Origin of the sequence: Acinetobacter sp. AOR43_HL, from assembly GCF_027854635.1 — a bacterium.
Taxonomy (GTDB): domain Bacteria; phylum Pseudomonadota; class Gammaproteobacteria; order Pseudomonadales; family Moraxellaceae; genus Acinetobacter; species Acinetobacter pittii.
In genome coordinates, this window is the sequence record NZ_JAKTHX010000032.1 from 255453 (window position 1) to 272849 (window position 17397).

Below are 17397 nucleotides of genomic sequence, written 5' to 3' on the forward strand. Positions count from 1 at the left end.
ACAAAACTGGCATGCACCATGCTTATATATTTAAGTATAAAACTCGTCTCAGCACGCTCCGTGTTAGCGCAGTTTTAAATGAAAAATCATGTTTTTAACAAGAAATACGGATACTCCACTATGGCAACATTGCACGCTCCAGCTTTTGAACTTCCTGAGATTTTGAATACGAAAACCAATTTGGCAGATGCCCGAATTGGTGCACAAGTCATTGAGTGTTCAGATGATTTCTTTGCAGAAGCAAAGCGTATGCTGCAATTTGATGCACCTATTTTTGTTGAAGATAAATTTGATGACAACGGCAAATGGATGGACGGATGGGAAACGCGCCGTAAACGTCACGCAGGCTATGATTGGTGTATCGTGAAGTTAGGTGTAAGTGGAAAAATCACTGCACTTGATATTGATACCAGCTTTTTTACAGGAAATTATCCTGCATCTGCATCATTAGAAGCATGTTATGCACCAAATGGGGACCTGACAGGGGCAAAATGGGAGAATGTTTTAGGAAATACTGAACTTGGCCCAAGCCAACATCATATTTTTATGGTCAATAATGATGCACTTTTCACTCATATACGCCTTAAGATTTTCCCAGATGGCGGTATTGCCCGTTTACGTGTCTATGGTGATGTTGATATTCAGGTAACTGACAGCGAACAAACTCTCGATTTATTGGCTCTCGAAAATGGTGGCCGCGTAGTTGCCTATAGTGATGCTCATTTTGGACACCCGCGTAATTTGATTAACCCAGGCCGTGGCGTCAACATGGGCGATGGGTGGGAAACCAAACGCCGCCGTGCACCGGGTTATGACTGGTGTATTCTTGCGTTGGGTAAAAGCGGAAAAATTGAAAAGCTTGAAATTGATACAGCTCATTTTAAAGGGAACTTCCCTGCCCAAATATCCATTCAAGCGGTTTACCTTGAAAACGCAACCGATGCACAGTTAATTCCTCAAAGTATGTTCTGGTCTTATTTACTTGAAGCTCAACCGATGCAAATGGACCATATTCATGAATATGTGAATGAGATTTTACAACATGAAAAAATCTCGCATATTCGTATTAACATGATTCCAGATGGTGGTATTAGCCGTGTTCGTTTATGGGGAAAAATTGCCAAGTCATGATGATGAATACTGTTCAAATTCAGCCCTTAACAATTGAAAACTTTCAGCCCTTCGGAGAAGTCATCTGTTGTGACGGGCATGACTTTTTTCATATTAATGATGCCCACACCGAGCGCTACCATGCGCTCGTTGAAACTGAAATTGAAGGGGAAGCAAAAGCAGGAATTAGTATTTTCCGTAATATTAAGACCAGTGTGCTGCCTTTAGAGATTTCAATGTTAGAGCGTCATCCGAAAGGCTCTCAGGCATTTATTCCACTACAGCAACAAAAGTTTTTAATTATTGTTGCACCCGCTTTGGATGAAAATACTCCTGATATTTCAAAGTTATGTGCTTTTATTTCAAACGGACAGCAAAGCATCAATTATCGGGCAGGCACATGGCATCATCCTTTGCTTACCTTTGAAGCACCAAGTGATTTTGCAGTAGTAGATCGAATTGGAGGGGGAGCGAATTGTGATATTTTTCAATTTCCACATGCTATAAAAATTACGACCTAAATTAAAATATACAGATCTGTCTAATTTAATGGTCTAAACCTTAATAGCAGGAATCGTTGTGGTGATTTCTAACAATCTTAGGTTTATATAAAAAACCCCGCTAATTGAGCGGGTTTTTTTCATTTTTCTAAACAGTAATATCAGCTAAGTTACCCTTCTGCTCAAGCCACTGCTTACGATCTGCCGAACGCTTTTTCGCAAGCAACTTGTCGAGTAAACCTGCCGTTAAGTGAACATCATCTAGGTCGAGCTGAACTAAACGACGCGTGTTCGGATCCATAGTCGTTTCACGTAATTGAATCGCGTTCATCTCACCCAACCCTTTGAATCGGGTAATTTGCGGATTTCGATTGCCTTTAACATTTTTCAAAATAGCTTCAAGCTCATCATCATCAAGCGCGTAATAGACATCTTTACCAATGTCGATACGGAATAATGGTGGCATTGCTACATACAAATGCCCTTCTTCAACCAATGCTGGAAAGTGTTTAACGAATAAGGCGCATAATAAGGTCGCAATGTGTAAACCGTCAGAATCGGCATCGGCTAAAATACAAATTTTGCCGTAACGTAGTTCAGATAAATCATCACTGCCTGGGTCTACCCCGATGGCAATCGCAATGTCGTGAACCTCTTGAGAAGCGAGTACTTCATCAGAAGAAACTTCCCATGTATTTAAGATTTTTCCACGAATTGGCATGATCGCCTGAAAGTTTTTATCGCGCGCTTGCTTGGCACTACCACCTGCTGAGTCACCCTCGACAATAAATAATTCACTGTCCTCACGTGTTTGACCAACACAATCTGCCAATTTACCCGGCAATGCAGGGCCGGAAACAATTTTTTTACGCTCAACTTTCTTTGCTGCTTTTAAACGACGACCTGCTTTAGAAATCGCCATTTCAGCCAGTTGCATCGCGATTTCAGCATGTTGGTTTAGCCAGAGTGAAAAAGCATCTTTAGCAATATTTAAAACAATATTTGATGCTTCTCGACTCGAAAGACGCTCTTTGGTTTGACCAGAAAATTGTGGTTCTTGGAACTTGAGCGACAAGATATAGTTCACGCCATCCCAAACATCTTCTGCCGAGAGTTTAAGATTACGTGGTAACAAGTTACGTAACTCACAGAATTCACGTAACGCCTCAGTAACCCCAGAGCGTAAACCGTTCACATGAGTACCGCCTTGTGCAGTTGGAATTAAGTTGACGTAACTTTCTTGAACCTGCTCACCACCTTCCACATTCCAACAAATCGCAAATTCACATGCCGCACGATCTGCCTGACCGCTGCTCACAAATGCAGGATTTGGCAAAATTTCGCGGTCTTGCAATTCATCCATCAAATAATCGACGAGGCCATTTTCAAATTGCCATTCAATTTTTTCATCGTTAATTTGATCGATATAAGTAATTTTTAAGCCAGCCGCTAAAACAGCTTTGGCTTTTAAATTGTGTTTGAGTGCTTTTAACGCAAATTTTGGACTATCAAAATATTTAGCTTCTGGCCAAAAATGTACAGTTGTACCTGTCGCACGTTTTGGTGCTTTGCCTTCTAGCACTGCTAAAGGTGCTACTGGTTCACCTTGCTCAAAGGCCATCTGGTATAGGTTACCCTGACGTTGAACTTCGACCTCAACACGTGTTGATAAAGCGTTTACAACCGAAATCCCCACACCATGCAAACCACCTGAAAACTGGTAGTTATCGGTACTGAATTTACCACCGGCATGGAGCTTAGTCAGAATGATTTCGATACCACTTTGGCCATATTCAGGGTGAATATCGACCGGCATACCACGACCATTATCTTCAACCGACAACGAACCATCTTTATAAACCGTGACACATATTTTGTCGGCATGACCAGCTAATGCTTCATCAACAGCATTATCAATAACTTCTTGGGCTAAATGGTTAGGTCGAGTCGTATCGGTATACATCCCTGGACGACGACGAACAGGGTCTAAACCAGAAAGAACTTCAAGCGATTGAGCCGTATATTGTGTCACGTTGTACGTTTTCCTTATTTGATGGTGTGCGCAAAGAATTCGATCACTAACGGTAATTTTTCTTCAAAATCTTCCATAGCATGATTGCCATGAGCATCCGTCAAAATCAATGAGGATGGCGTTGCAGCACTATAATAGCGTTGTGCTTGACGATAATCCAAAATTTCGTCGCCTTGTTGCAATAAGACGAGTATTTTGTCGGCATTTTCAGGTTGTTTCAGCTCCAGTTGTTGTAACTGCCGTAACTGGACATAGTCAATTGACCATTGATCATTCACCACATAGGGCATACTTTCAACTTGAAATAACTCATCAAACAGTTTCCATGGTTGCATAGCAGGGTTAATCAGTACAGCTGGAACATTATATTTCGCGACAAAATATGTCGCAAAAAACCCGCCAAGGCTGCTACCGACTAAGGCTACATCTTGTAAAGACTCTATCAGCTCTGAAACTTGCTCAACCACTAGATCAGGAGATCTGTTCAAATCTGGCAAATGCACATTTATGCCCAATTCGCTACAATACTGCTTAAGGCTTAGCCCTTTAATTGAAAGAGAGCTACTATTAAAGCCATGGAGGTAGATAATATTCATATATTTTCCCTCTAAATTGAGAATAAACTCACATTTTTGTTCTCAGTTTGTATATAAAAACACTATTGTCAGACAAGAAAAACCACTCAACTAACCATTCATCAGTATTTTAAAAACATGTGTTATTTAAACTACTAAGATGGAAACGTTAGCTGCCGTTGATAAAAAGTACAGCTTAAAACGTCGGTTATAACGTATATGGGGAAAAGATATGCCGAGCTTAACACCACTACATGAAACTTATTGTAAATGGGATCGTACGCCACCTAGTCAGGCAGACGTATTAGAAGGTTTAGCTCAACTGTTCAGTACCAGCTTAAATGGTGTACATGAATTAATTCAAGTTATTAATATTGAAGTATTAAAAAATGCTTTTGGTGTGAGCACACAAAATGCTAAAAACTTTCAAAAACGACCATTTGTGCAAAAGGCATATCAATTTTCTTATGGTGCTTTACAAAAATATGGGAGTTGTTTTTTAGCGCCAAGCTTACGTCATATTATTGAAAAATATCCCACACTTCACGAAAAACCCCTCACCCCGAGCTTACATTTTTTAGTCGGCATTTTGAATGGGATTTTTGGGGATTATCTACTTAAACAGCACAGCCCTCTCGCTTTACCCATGGTGCTATACGATCACTACGGTGCAATACAACAAGGGGAACTTGCAGGCCGTATTGTGATTTTAGCTCATGGTTTGTGTATGAACCATCTGACTTGGTCAAATGCACACTATGGTGGAATTGGAGAGCGCCTGTTAGCGCAGCGTGACCATAACACCATGCTGTATTTAAATTACAATACAGGTCGACGTATTTCAGCCAATGGACGCAGTTTTTCAAACTTATTAGAAGACTTGGTACAACGTAATCCAAGAATTACCAGCATTGATATCATTGGCCATAGTATGGGTGGGTTAGTCTCTCGTAGTGCTTTATTTTATGGCAAACAAAATATGTATCAATGGATTCATATGGTCGAGAATCTAGTCTGTATTGGTTCACCACATCATGGGGCAGTTTTAGAGCGCTTTGGCTTTACCATACAAGATAAACTTGGGGCTTTCCCTTTTGTCGGCTTACTCGGTCAACTGGTTAATATTCGGAGTAATGGTATTTTAGACCTACGCCACGGCAGCGTTCGTGATGATGATTGGGAACATATGGATGCCCGTATTGGTATGATGGATGATAACCGCGCCCCTGCTCCGCTACCTTCCCATATCAACACCTTTTTAGTGGCAGGGACCTTAGAATTTGAAAAGGTGCGCAATAAAGCGTTGACCGTAATTGGCGACTACTTAGTGAGTGTAAAAAGCGCGCTAGGCGAACACCCTAACCCACGTTTTCAGCTTAAAGTTCCAGACTCACATAAAGCCGTGTTTTATGGCTTAAATCACTTTGAAATTCAGTATCACTCGAGTGTTGCGGAACAGATTACTCGCTGGTTATATCCTCATGTGAATGATTATGTGCAAGAGGGTATTCAAACCCATATTATTGATATGCCGAACTATAAGCTCGAAGATTTAGAAGGAATTGTAGAGACGTAAAAAAAGCCCAACTTATGTTGGGCTTCTTTATAGAATCTAAAATATTTTAAAAAGAGCTCTATAACTATTGCTTATCTTTAAAAAATAAGTTGTCTTTACTATTTAAAACCTAATCATCGTAACTTTATTAATTAATATTAATTCTATTATAAATTTATGAGTTATTACTCATCCAACAAGAATTTTAATATTAAAATTAGTTTCTAATTTATATTTAATCTTTCTGTTTTAATTTTTCTTCCAAGTTAGATCCATCAGAGTAAATAACATTTGAAATTAAACATTTATTACTACAATCCAATAAAATTGTTAATTTACTTTTATTATTAAACAAAATATCTACACTTTTATCATTTTTTTTTAAGGCATTTGATAATATTATTTTATCCTGACTATTATAAAATGGGTCCATATCTAAGTTACATACATAACCCTCTTCTGTACATTTAATATCCTCTAAAATCAATGATTTCAAGTTATTTGTTAAAAACTCATCACCTTTTTTTGATAAAAAATCACTCAATTTGTTTTCGTTATCTCGTCCAAAATCATAAGGGGAATATATTTTATAAAAGTTTAGAACAAAAGATACTATATCAACTTCTTTTTGGTTTGTACTCTCTTTACTTATAGAATCCAATTTTTCCTTAGACTCTTGTGCAGATTGTTTTGAATTGCACCCAAAACAAAAAAATGTTAAAAAAATTACATATAGTAGTTTTTTAATATCAGCAAGCATATTTATCCTCTAATCATAATACCGAAAAATTCTATAACTAATGGTAGGCCTTCCTCTATAGATATTTATTCCATTTTGCCTAAAGTCCGAAATCCATTGTGACCCATCATAACCAGAAATATGCCCATGCACATGTGAACCAAATCTATCAATTATATATATATCACCAATTTGTGGCGTATATCCATCCTTATCTACTTCTCTAAATTCATTATCCTGCATAACTCTTACATATTGATAAGCAGAAGCAGGTCTAGGATTAACTTTTCCACCAGCTGCTTCAAAAGCTAATCGGACATACATTGCGCACAACCCACGGCTTTTTGCCGTAGAGTTTGCTCTTAAAGTTTGGGCAAAAATTGCTTTATTAAACCCTCCTTTAGATTTTGTTATATAAATCTTAATAGGAGACATATTTTCAATTACAGTATACTTCTCAATTAATATTTTATTACCACTTTTATACTTTATACTTATTTCTTGATTTATCTCACATTTATGTAATTTACGCCCAGTACTTCCACTTATATGGACTCGAGATTGTCCTTTATAAACTATTTCATAACTTAAATTCGATGCTAGTGCTTTTGTAGTATCCAAGTAAGTCTCTACTTCAAATGTGCCTTCTTTACTGACTAATTTAATAGGATGCCCATTATTTCCACGTACATCATTTTGCGATATTGGTGCAGTTTTATTTTTTGAAACAACAATTTCACCATCTGCTTTTAATGGTGGAGTTGTTTTTGCAAAAGCAGGCTGTTCATATTTTTCAAACAAAGCCCGTTTATAAAATAAAACTTTATTATCAAAATATGTTTCCGGTAACACGACTTGACCTGAGGGTATAGTTAATTTTACTCCAAAGCCAGCTAAACCCTTTAAAGTGATTCTGCCATCATTTCGTGTATATTTATTTTTCTTTAAACCTCTATATTCTGAAATAATATGATAATTTCCCATAGCCCTTGTTGAAGAGTGGTCCATTATCAACACTTTTATTTCTCTAATTGGAATTTTAATGGTTTTTAATATATTCTCTTGAACATTAAATTCTTCAATTTTTTGATTAAGTTTCCCAGAAAAATCTTTAACATAAATAGTAATTTTTGCACCAGATTCTGCACGGATCTGCTCTTCACCTCTACTATCAGCAACATGTTCTTTCATCTTATTTTTGTAAAAAATTCCATACGAAAAATTTTTAATACTTTTATTAGTATCATTTTCTACAAATTTTATTTTAAAAGAAACCAGACCATTATCAGCATTTGGTGCTGGTATAGAAGATTGTGTTTGTCTTGAGTTTTCTACAGGAGTTTCTCTCTTAGAAGGATTGCCATTGTGTTGATCTAATTTATCTGTTACAGGGGTTGATGCTTTAGTAATTTTAATATTTAGAGGAGCTTTAGCTGAAGGAATTTTAGCTGGAACAATGATATTATCTTTCTTAAAGCTAATAGTTCCATTTGGCTTTACAACTATACCCTTAATAATCGCATTACTATCCGTAACTTTTGTTATCTTGATATTTCCATCTATGACGATTTCAACTTCTTTATTTACTTCTTTGCTATTATCATCATCTAAAAATACAGCATTCACAATAGTGCATTGTCCACTAGATTCACCTCTAGCTATAGCCCTTCTCATTGAAGGCCCTCTAAATACCTCTATTAATTTATCTGCATATACTAATTCAAATTTTCCTGTAGCTTTATTTTTTTCCTTATGTGTAGCATATCCAGCATCTTCCAATGCTTGAGCTTCCCTTTCAAATATGCCTCTCACCCCATTACTGAAAAATTTATGATACCTTTGATTTTCTTCTAAAAATTTAACCCTATCTTCAACTGCTTCATCAAAATCTTTATAATTTCTAAAATCATGATATTCCTGTACACGCGTTCCATCAGGTTTATCTTCCCAAACTAAATGCTTACTTTTAGGACCCTTCCACCTACTATCGGCCTTTATATTAAATATATTATTTGTACCTATTAATATTTTTTCTCCCCACCCAGTTTCTTGAGCGGCTTGAGCTAATATCGTTTCCCAACTTACATCCTTCTTAAATGCTATTCTCCTAACAGAACAATAGATTGAAGCAATAAAATTTAGTTTATCTTCGTATGTATAAGCCATTTATTTTACCTCAACCGCATATTTATTATACTTCAAATTTTCTGACTTATCTGCACAACTATAAAGGACTTCTAATTTATTATTTTTTTTATAAAAACCATCATCTATTTCACAAGTCCATTTTTTATTTATAAATTTATGTTCATTTAAGCTTCCAGATTTATCAAAAATACTTACCACCAATATTGACTGAGCTAATGTATTTGCAGGGTGGGTAATTGAACTAGATAAAATATAATATTTATTATTTTTAAAAGCACAATCCTGTATTGTAGTTTCAAAATAATCCGGCTTAACTTCAAATTTCGTATAGCTTTTAGCCTTCCCTAATTTTATGGAGGATACATTTGCAGGAATCGTATCATCAAACTGAACTTTATAATCACATTTTTCAGCTGCTAAAGCAGAACTAGCTATAAAAAATAATAAAATCGATACTATCTTACTCATTACTCAACTCCATTATTTTCATCAATATCATCTTCAGTGCTCATTTCATTTAAACAACTGAATAGCTCATCATCAGGATCCGATAAACTTATGAACATTGTTCCATTTTCTCCATTTTCGCTGTCAATAAATCTAAATTCTATTTTATCGGAAGCATCTGAAAATAAACGATTTGTTCTAAATTCATCTAATTCACCAATATATTCTACTTTTTTCGTTTGATTAATAATTTTATAGTTTAATTCTGTATTCAAAAGATTTTCTGGTACAAGATTTTTTAAATCAATTCTCTTACTGTACATTCCACTCTCAGGCATTTTCGGCAACTCAGCATTTACTGTTGCCCCACTCGTAAACAAATGCTGCCCAGCTTTACTTTCAAACTTGCCACCTGTTGTTGAAAATACACCATCTGCATTAATTTTGAGCTGAGATCCACCTGCCGTTAATACAATTTCTTTTGGGCTCGTAAGCTCGATTTTTTCTTCCGTAGAAATGAGCTTAATGACCTTTTTAGCAATTGCTTCAATGGCATCGTCTTGTGCTTGTAGTTCGAGCTTTCCTTTTGCTGCATAAGCACGGAAACCCTTTTGCGCGGCAAACAAACTGATCTTGTCTTGCGCATGCCCAATGATATTTTTCTGTGCACTTAAATTAATTGAACCGCTGGCACTTTCAGCAATATCTTGCGAAGCTTGCAGAATAATATTTTCAGGTGTCGTCAAGGCAATGCCATTTGGCGATGCTAATAACATCAAGGCTTGTCTAAAAATTTTGCCTTGTTCTTGCTGTTTAGTATCGGAACTACTTTCTAAACCTTGGGTATAACCTTCCATAAAGCCTTGCAAAGAACTTAATGCTTTAGAAGGTGATACTTCCAATTTACTGCCTTTACTAAACGTTCCACATACACTCATCATGTCAAAGTCTTTAGTCTCGACATTCGCTAAGACTTTTCCAACCTCTTGAATACTTTCAAATGGATTTTTATGAATGCGGTCTTTAATACTGGCAAGTTTTCCTTTAACGATGTCAGCACCATGCTCTTCAACATTTTCAATAAATGCTTTTAAGTTTTCTACCGCATCTTTGGCATCGCTAAAAAAAGAATTAAATTCGTCTACAACGCCTTTTGCATTTCCCCCTAGCGCACCAATATCTTGAATAAAGCCACCACAGTCTTTTAAAGCGTGAATAGGATCGTTATTAATCCCTTCTTTAAATAGGTTCACCGTACTATCTAATGCCTGTCCTGTAGTTTTTAGCTCAAGTGACTGGATGAACTTGGGTAAGCGATTAATCACGTTCAAAGCATCAGTCTGTTGCTTTGCTGCAACTTCACTGAGCATTTTCATGCTTTCATAACCTTGTGAAAGTAAGGATTGTGCTTGTGCGGCCTCTAAGTGGTCTGCAATCGCTTGCTCTTGTGCATAGGTACTGATGAGCATGCCTTTACCTGCACGCACAGCTCCCCAAGCATCTGTTCTAAGCTCAAAGCCTTCTCCACGGCCTTGGCTCGTCGCTTGTTCTTTCGGATGGCTTAAATTACCCAAATTCAGCTGTGTCGCTGCATGGCTACTTTGTAATTGGGTACTAATTTGCCCCGTTGTGTCATCAAAACGTAATTGGTTAAAGCCACTACCACTGATTTCCTGACTGCGAATTCCGCTCAGTTTTTTAGTATCAGGAAGCTGCCCTTTCACATCGAACTTGGTTGGTGAGCGCTGCGCTTCATGGATGCGCCCAGTCACAAATGGACGGTCAATATTGCCATCGAAGAAGTCAATGACCACCACTTCACCAATACGTGGTAAGAAGCGTGCTCCATAACCTTCGCCTGCCCAAGGCGTTAGTACATCCACCCAAGCTGAGTCGGTATCATTGTCATTGCTACCCGCGCCACCGTCATGGCTATGATCATCACTACGGGTGAATAGAAAACGCACCTTAATGCGCCCCCATTCATCAACATGAATAGTCTCTCCCTCTGGCCCCACGACTTTGGCTCTTTGCGGGTAAGCAATTGGGCGATGCTGTTCTGGATTATATTCAGGTGCCGTCTTGATCTGACGGCGTATTAGGGTCAGCTCATTACCTTGGCGCTCAATATCATCATAACCATGTTTATCCCAACGACTTCGGGTTAACAACTGGCTCACTTGCTGATGTAAATCTTTTGGTAAGTTATTTTGGTTATAAAAATTTTTAGCAATAATCAGGAACTCTTGATCAGCCCCTTCATGCTGATCAATTTCAGGATGCTCCTGTAAATTAAACCAATAGCCAACTTGACTATCACGGACGCTACTATAAGCCTTAAAATATTTGGCCCGACTCGCGTACATATCCGTAAATTGCTGATTCAATTTCTCTAGCTGATTACTACTTGAAGCAGTAGCCTGATCTTCCCCTTTCAAATCTTGCATCCAAGCTGGACTAAGATGCCATGCTTGTTCAAGACTTAAACTCGCTGAATCAAATTGCTCTGAATGTAGGTGTGTAGTGATAACTGAACCTACACCTTCTTCATGTGCTAGAGCATCAGGTTGCCAACGTTGCACATGTACAGCAGTCGGCTGCAAAGTCCGCACCGCAACAAAACCCGTAATGCTATCTTGATATTCTGTTGCACTGCTGCGGTGATAACGGATGCTGCGTCGTTCTAAAGCTTGGTACTGGCTATTGTCATCAATGAGTCTTAGTTTTTGAGGTTGTATAGGTGCAGTAAAGTGAGGAACAAAAAGCTCTGCTTCATCAATTACCCAACTAACGCCTTCACTTCGCCACAAGCGTGTAAGAAAGTCATAATCAGACTCATTGTGCTGCATGATAAATGGGCGAATATCATAACTCTGACTTAATCCACTAAGATCAAGACTTAAACTTGTCGCAAAAAGTGGACTTCTTTCTTGCCATTCTTTAAATAAAACTTCCGTGACTTCAATAATGCTTTTATTCATAAAAACACGACTATTACGGCGCTTGTGCCATAAGTTTGTCGCGTCTTTTAAGGTGAGTTTATAAAGCGTTAAAGCACCGTCACTCTGGCCATAACTCGCTTCTGTTACAATTCCAGTAGTTCGAAATAATTGTCCAGAATCAGTGACCTGATCAACGGCAACTTGCACACCTATAAACTGCTTCAATGCAATTTGGGCACTCGTTGAAAGGCAGATCAACTCAGCTTCCAATCCCCCATTTAGCTGATGTTGGCCTTCTATACGTTGTAAAAAAACTTGGCTATTGAGTAGTTCATTAGAAAATTGCACATGGACGGCACGTTTCTGCGCACTTAACCCTATTTTTTCCAAAACATTAAAGATATTAAAAAGCATTTTTTTATAATCATAAGGATATATAAACAGCTGCACTTTATAAAAAACAGAACTATCTGTCTACATGATTATGCTTTTTTTTAATTCGTTTTTTTATATTTTGACCTATTCCCAAGCAATAAAAAGCCCAACATAGTGTTGGGCTTTTTTAAAGAGCTTTAAGCTCTTTTTTTGGTTGTCTTAAATACTGGATAAAAACGGAATAACTGCCATAAACAGACCAGTAATAGTAAGAGGAAATAGACCAATGACCAAACTGGTAAAGATTGACCTAAAAAGGTCCAATCAATTGCTGCACATTCACCTGAACCCGACAATACTTCTTGTAAAACCGTTTTCATTGGTAAGGCATCAATTAAATAATTTAAACCTGGGCCACAGCTTGGTACTTGATCTGGTGGTAAATGTTGCAACCAGACATGACGTCCTGCCACACCTACTGACCATAAAATTGCGATGCCTGCTAAAAATGCATAAAAACGTTTAACCGCATTGGAAACTGGGTTATGCAAAAAGGCTATGAGTGCTACAAGGCCCATCGCCATTAAGCCAACACGTTGAAAAATACAGAGCGGACATGGCTCTAAACCTTTTACATGTTCCAGATACAACGCAAAAGACATGCCGACAATACTTGCTAAAACAAGTAGCCCACTCACCAAACGGTAACTTAATCGCATGTAAAACCTCGTTTTATTATCGATATTGTTCAAGATATTGATCAAAACTGACCTGAGTATCTTGCTCAAGTTGTTCTTGCTGCTGTAACGACTGTGCAGCCAATTGTTCAAAATGTTTCAAGGTTTCCACACTAAGCTCATGCTGTTCATAACTTTCAGCATGTAATTGCGCCATGTGGCTACCAAAACTCCAAGTTCCACCATGCTTTAACGTATCGTCAATAACATGGGCAGATAAAGTCTCATCAACTTCATCAATTCGTGCTTGCATGATCGCTAATGCTGAACCATACAAGTCCGTTGCGTAGGTCTGATCGAGTAGCTGTGCACAATCTTGCATTTTTGCAATATATAAACGTGCCCAATCTTCGATGTGATATGACCCTGTTAAATCTGTAATGGTTGCGTTCGGTGCTCGACCTCGGTTTACCACCTCGGTCTGATTTTTCTCAACCAAGTCTTGCTCAGGACATAACAAGTCTGGGCTATCACTTAACAGACAATAAAGTGCTAACACTTCAAGAAAGCCTGCTGTCGTTTCATCAACACCAATTGCCGAGTATGGATTTACATCAACAGCACGTAGCTCAACATATCCCACTCCTCGATTTTTCAAGGCTTGAGACGGCGTCTCACCTTTTTGAGGCACCTGTTTTGGGCGTACGAGACTGTAATATTCATTCTCGATCTGCAAAACATGATCATTAATTTGCAACGGCTCACCAGAGGCATCATTTAACCCTAAACGGCTAAATGGTGGGTAAGGAGAATGAACGGCTTTTTGTAAACCATCCAGATAGCCAGTCAAATTGTTGTAATGAATACCTAAGCTTTTTTGAGCTGAGTTTTGATAGCCCAATCGTCCCATGCGCAAAGCTGTAGCATACGGTAAATAGTATGAACCTTTGATTAAAGGTAACAACTGATGTTTATGTCCAGTTAAGAAACAACGACATACTGTTGGGCTAGCGCCCACTAAAAACATAACTAACGGTGTTAAACGGATAAAATTACGAATAAGGCCAAAATAACGATGGCTACGGTAATCCTGCAAACTTAATGATTTTAATTGTTCGTCAGTTTCATGAGCTTGTAGCTCGGCAAAAAGTGTATCTGGAAAAGATAAATTGTAATGCACGCCTGAAATGGTCTGCATACGGCGACCATATCGAATTCCCAGTCCACGGCGGTATAGTGTTTTAAAACGACCAATATTAGAGGTGCCGTATTGTGCTAGACGAATCCTTTCTTCATTGTCATCTAACATACATGGCATAGACAGCGGCCAGAGTTTCTCACCATTTTCTAAATGACGATGCACAACCGCATGAATATCGGTGAGCTCGTGCAGAGCTTCTTCAATCGTTGGCTTAGGTGAAGTAATAAACTCCATCAACGCTTCTGAATAATCAGTCGTAATTTTTGGATGTGTTAAAGCTGAACCTAATGCTTTCGGATGTAACTCTTGTGATAAGAACCCATTACTTTGCATACGTAGGCTTTCACGCTCTATTCCACGTAACATGCCTTGTAGTAGCGACGAATCCACCCAAGCAGGAATAACTGATTGAGATGGTGTAGTGGGTTGACTCATGCATTTGCTCGCTTATTAAAGATCACTATATACAAAATCGTGAGATGATACGGTTACTTATATAATCACATCATTCCAGTTTGGCAATTTTTATCACAATCTTGTTATTTAAGACACGAAAGAATTGTGATTTTATTGAAGAATAATTGCTAAAGAGTTGTCAATATCATGAACGAACAAGACATTTTAAACTTCTGGTTTTCTCCTGAACACCGTTCACTTTGGTTTGCAAAAAGTGATGATTTTGACAAAAAAATCCGTGAAAATTTTTCTGATGTTCATCGACAGGCAACTCAAGCAGAACTCTGGTCTTGGCGAAAAACAGCAGAAGGTCGTTTGGCAGAGATTATTGTACTAGACCAGTTTTCTCGCAACATCTATCGTGATCAGCCCCAATCTTTTGCCTATGACAGCTTGGCATTAGCTTTGGCACAAGAAGCAATTAGTTTGCAACTCGATGCACAGCTTAATCCAGAGCAACGCTCTTTTTTATATATGCCATTTATGCATAGTGAATCAAAATTGATCCATGAATTTGCCTTGAAACTATTTCAACGTCTTGGCAATGAAATTAACTTGAGCTTTGAGAAAAAGCATAAAGTCATTATTGATCGATTTGGACGCTATCCTCATCGCAATACCATTCTCGGGCGTGTTTCTACTCCAGAGGAAACCGAATTTTTATTAGAACCGAACAGTAGTTTTTAAAGCTTCTTAATTTTTAATGCTGAGTCATCTTTGTTTTAATGCTCAGCTGGGAGTTCACCATGAAATATCTCTCTCTTTGTTTAGCCTTAGGCACTGCCTTAACCTTAACTGCTTGTGCAACGACTCCAAGTAAACCAAAAACCTTTGATCAACTTGGCCAGTTTTCCGCATACCCTTTAAATACGCAAACATTTCGTATTAGTTTTCAAGCCGATCCGAATATGAGTTACGGTGCAGCTGAAGAAATCACTTTGGTAAAATCAGCGCAAACGACCGTACAAAAAGGTTTCCGCTTTTTTAAAGTACTGAATGACCCAAGTAACCAAAGTCAGAAACCACCACGTCAGGCTGTGGTTTATCCATCTGCTCCAAGCTTTTATCCTTATGGCTATGGTCGTCGCTATCCGGGTTTCTGGCATGATCCGTTCTATGATTTCCCACAAGTGGTCAATATCGACCCTGTTCAAGTGTCGTATACTATTGAATGTTATCGGGATCAAAAGCAGGCTCCTCAAGATGCTTTTGATGCAACGTTAATTCTCAAATCTATCGGACAAAAATATGGATTGAGTCCGACAGGAGAATTATTGCCACCGCCCGAGCCTCCAGTAAAACAAAAATGAATAGGATAAATTTATGAGCATGGCAGAAGAAGTTCACCACGTGCCCAGTCTTAAACGTAGTAAATATTTTGCTACCCTAGCGCTGATCATCGTCGTTGTGCTGTGGATTGCACTGATGGTAGCCGACCGTTTTCTGCCAGAGTACACAGGTTTTATTCATATTTTGATGCTAGGGGCCGAAGCAGGTGTAGTTGGCGGTCTAGCCGATTGGTACGCGATTACAGTTCTGTTTCGGAACCCTTTTGGTAAGTTACCGATTCCTAAGTTTTTACGGGACCATACCGAGATTATTCCGCGTAACAAGGCACGCATTGCCGAGTCAATGGGCCGTTTTGTACAGGAAAATTTTCTTTCGCCTCAAGTGGTCGAAAAAAGCTTAGAAAAAACAGACTTAAGCCTCGCAATTGGTCAATGGTTGGCAAGTCCGCAAAACAATACGCAAGTGGTGCAGCTCATTCAGCAAACTGTACCGAAAATTTTTGAATTTGTGAGCCAAGAGCAAATTGCTAATTTCGTGCAAAACAACAGCGTGCAATGGGTGCGTAATACCCAAGTCAACAAACTCGCCAGTGAAATGCTACGTGCAGTGTTGGAAAATGATTTCCACCAAGACGTTTTACAACGTGGTCTCGATATTGCCCATGAGTGGGTGGTGCAAAACCCGGATAAAACCCGTGAATTAACCCGAAAAATGTTTAAAGCACTGGGCGTCTGGTCACTTGCAAGAGGCGCAAGCTGGATTGGTATTGATGTTCAACAACGTACCATCGACTCATTGGTTGAAAAAGTAGAATCGATGCTGGCCGACCATGAACACCCATGGCGACAAGAAATTGAAACGATTGCACATTCACTCATGCTGGAACTAGCGAAATCCGATAGTGTTGCCAGTCAACGCCTTAACAGCGGTAAAGATGCACTCCTTGATAGTCCTCAAGTTCTAAATTTTATTAGTGGTGCTGTCACTATTTTGTGTGATGCCATTAAAGAAGATTTAATGAAAGAAGACTCTGGTATTGCAATGAACCTGCGAGCTGCGATTCAGCAGTTGGGTGAAAATCTCGTTCAAAATGTAAAAGTACGTGAAGTTCTCAACAAAGAAATGACAGGACTTGCCATGAACTTTACGGATCAATATAGCCATAAAATCATACGCTATGTGAGTGAACGAATTCATGAATGGGATTCACGTGAAATGATCGGGAAAATTGAAAATGAAGTCGGTGGCGACTTGCATATGATCCGAGTAAATGGTGTTGTAGTGGGTGCATTTATTGGTTTGACACTCGGTGTAATTCGGGCAGTGATTGAGTCAATTTTATAACTTTAA

Annotated in this window: 14 protein-coding genes; 6 read left to right on the plus strand and 8 right to left on the minus strand. The window is 38.5% G+C overall.

Annotation, left to right across the window (positions count from 1 at the left end):
- Window positions 1–120: 120 nt before the first annotated feature.
- Both alc and MKL33_RS16425 read left to right on the plus strand, forming a co-directional pair.
- The gene (gene alc, locus MKL33_RS16420; RefSeq protein WP_270907358.1) at window positions 121–1131 is read left to right on the plus strand and encodes an allantoicase; all 1011 of its coding nucleotides are present in this window, start codon (window positions 121–123) and stop codon (window positions 1129–1131) included.
- Window positions 1128–1631, plus strand: a complete 504-nt coding sequence (locus MKL33_RS16425) for an ureidoglycolate lyase (protein WP_202724454.1) — start codon at window positions 1128–1130, stop codon at window positions 1629–1631. Before alc ends, MKL33_RS16425 begins: the two co-directional genes overlap by 4 nt.
- A gap of 127 nt (window positions 1632–1758) precedes the next feature.
- Here MKL33_RS16425 and parE read toward each other — a convergent pair whose 3' ends face one another.
- Window positions 1759–3642, minus strand: a complete 1884-nt coding sequence (gene parE, locus MKL33_RS16430) for a DNA topoisomerase IV subunit B (protein ID WP_202724428.1) — start codon at window positions 3640–3642, stop codon at window positions 1759–1761.
- 14 nt (window positions 3643–3656) lie between these two features.
- A complete protein-coding gene (locus MKL33_RS16435) occupies window positions 3657–4238 on the minus strand; it encodes a YqiA/YcfP family alpha/beta fold hydrolase (RefSeq protein WP_069036042.1) in 582 nt (193 codons plus the stop codon).
- A 211-nt stretch (window positions 4239–4449) separates the two neighbouring features.
- Between MKL33_RS16435 and MKL33_RS16440 the strand changes: the two genes are divergently transcribed.
- Window positions 4450–5793 (plus strand): PGAP1-like alpha/beta domain-containing protein, encoded by a 1344-nt coding sequence (locus MKL33_RS16440; RefSeq protein WP_002121854.1) that lies wholly within the window; start codon window positions 4450–4452, stop codon window positions 5791–5793.
- A 214-nt stretch (window positions 5794–6007) separates the two neighbouring features.
- On the opposite strand, the gene MKL33_RS16445 is transcribed toward MKL33_RS16440, so the two are convergent.
- The 6 genes from MKL33_RS16445 to gshA form a co-directional block, all read right to left on the minus strand.
- Window positions 6008–6532, minus strand: a complete 525-nt coding sequence (locus tag MKL33_RS16445) for a hypothetical protein (protein WP_119685215.1) — start codon at window positions 6530–6532, stop codon at window positions 6008–6010.
- Between the two features lie 9 nt (window positions 6533–6541).
- Complete coding sequence (locus MKL33_RS16450; protein ID WP_119685216.1) at window positions 6542–8677, minus strand: glycoside hydrolase family 73 protein; 2136 nt, start codon at window positions 8675–8677, stop codon at window positions 6542–6544.
- Window positions 8678–9127: a hypothetical protein gene (locus MKL33_RS16455; RefSeq protein ID WP_004745242.1), complete on the minus strand. Its 450-nt coding sequence runs from the start codon at window positions 9125–9127 to the stop codon at window positions 8678–8680.
- Complete coding sequence (locus MKL33_RS16460; protein ID WP_161282653.1) at window positions 9127–12462, minus strand: type VI secretion system Vgr family protein; 3336 nt, start codon at window positions 12460–12462, stop codon at window positions 9127–9129. The genes MKL33_RS16455 and MKL33_RS16460 overlap by 1 nt, the downstream gene beginning before the upstream one ends.
- Window positions 12463–12620: 158 nt before the next feature.
- On the minus strand, window positions 12621–13142 hold the full coding sequence (locus tag MKL33_RS16465; protein WP_002121896.1) for a disulfide bond formation protein B: 522 nt from the start codon (window positions 13140–13142) through the stop codon (window positions 12621–12623).
- A gap of 16 nt (window positions 13143–13158) precedes the next feature.
- Window positions 13159–14736, minus strand: coding sequence for a glutamate--cysteine ligase (gshA, locus tag MKL33_RS16470; RefSeq protein WP_270907359.1), 1578 nt, complete (start codon window positions 14734–14736; stop codon window positions 13159–13161).
- Window positions 14737–14904: 168 nt separating this feature from the next.
- On the opposite strand from gshA, the gene MKL33_RS16475 reads away from it, so the two are divergent.
- Genes MKL33_RS16475 through MKL33_RS16485 form a run of 3 tightly spaced genes read left to right on the plus strand, consistent with a single transcriptional unit; the run spans window position 14905 to window position 17391 of the window.
- Window positions 14905–15444 (plus strand): DUF924 family protein, encoded by a 540-nt coding sequence (locus MKL33_RS16475; protein ID WP_002121850.1) that lies wholly within the window; start codon window positions 14905–14907, stop codon window positions 15442–15444.
- A gap of 59 nt (window positions 15445–15503) precedes the next feature.
- A complete protein-coding gene (locus tag MKL33_RS16480) occupies window positions 15504–16067 on the plus strand; it encodes a CC0125/CC1285 family lipoprotein (RefSeq protein WP_270907360.1) in 564 nt (187 codons plus the stop codon).
- Between the two features lie 13 nt (window positions 16068–16080).
- Window positions 16081–17391: a DUF445 domain-containing protein gene (locus tag MKL33_RS16485; RefSeq protein ID WP_069036304.1), complete on the plus strand. Its 1311-nt coding sequence runs from the start codon at window positions 16081–16083 to the stop codon at window positions 17389–17391.
- The last annotated feature ends 6 nt before the right edge of the window (window positions 17392–17397 follow it).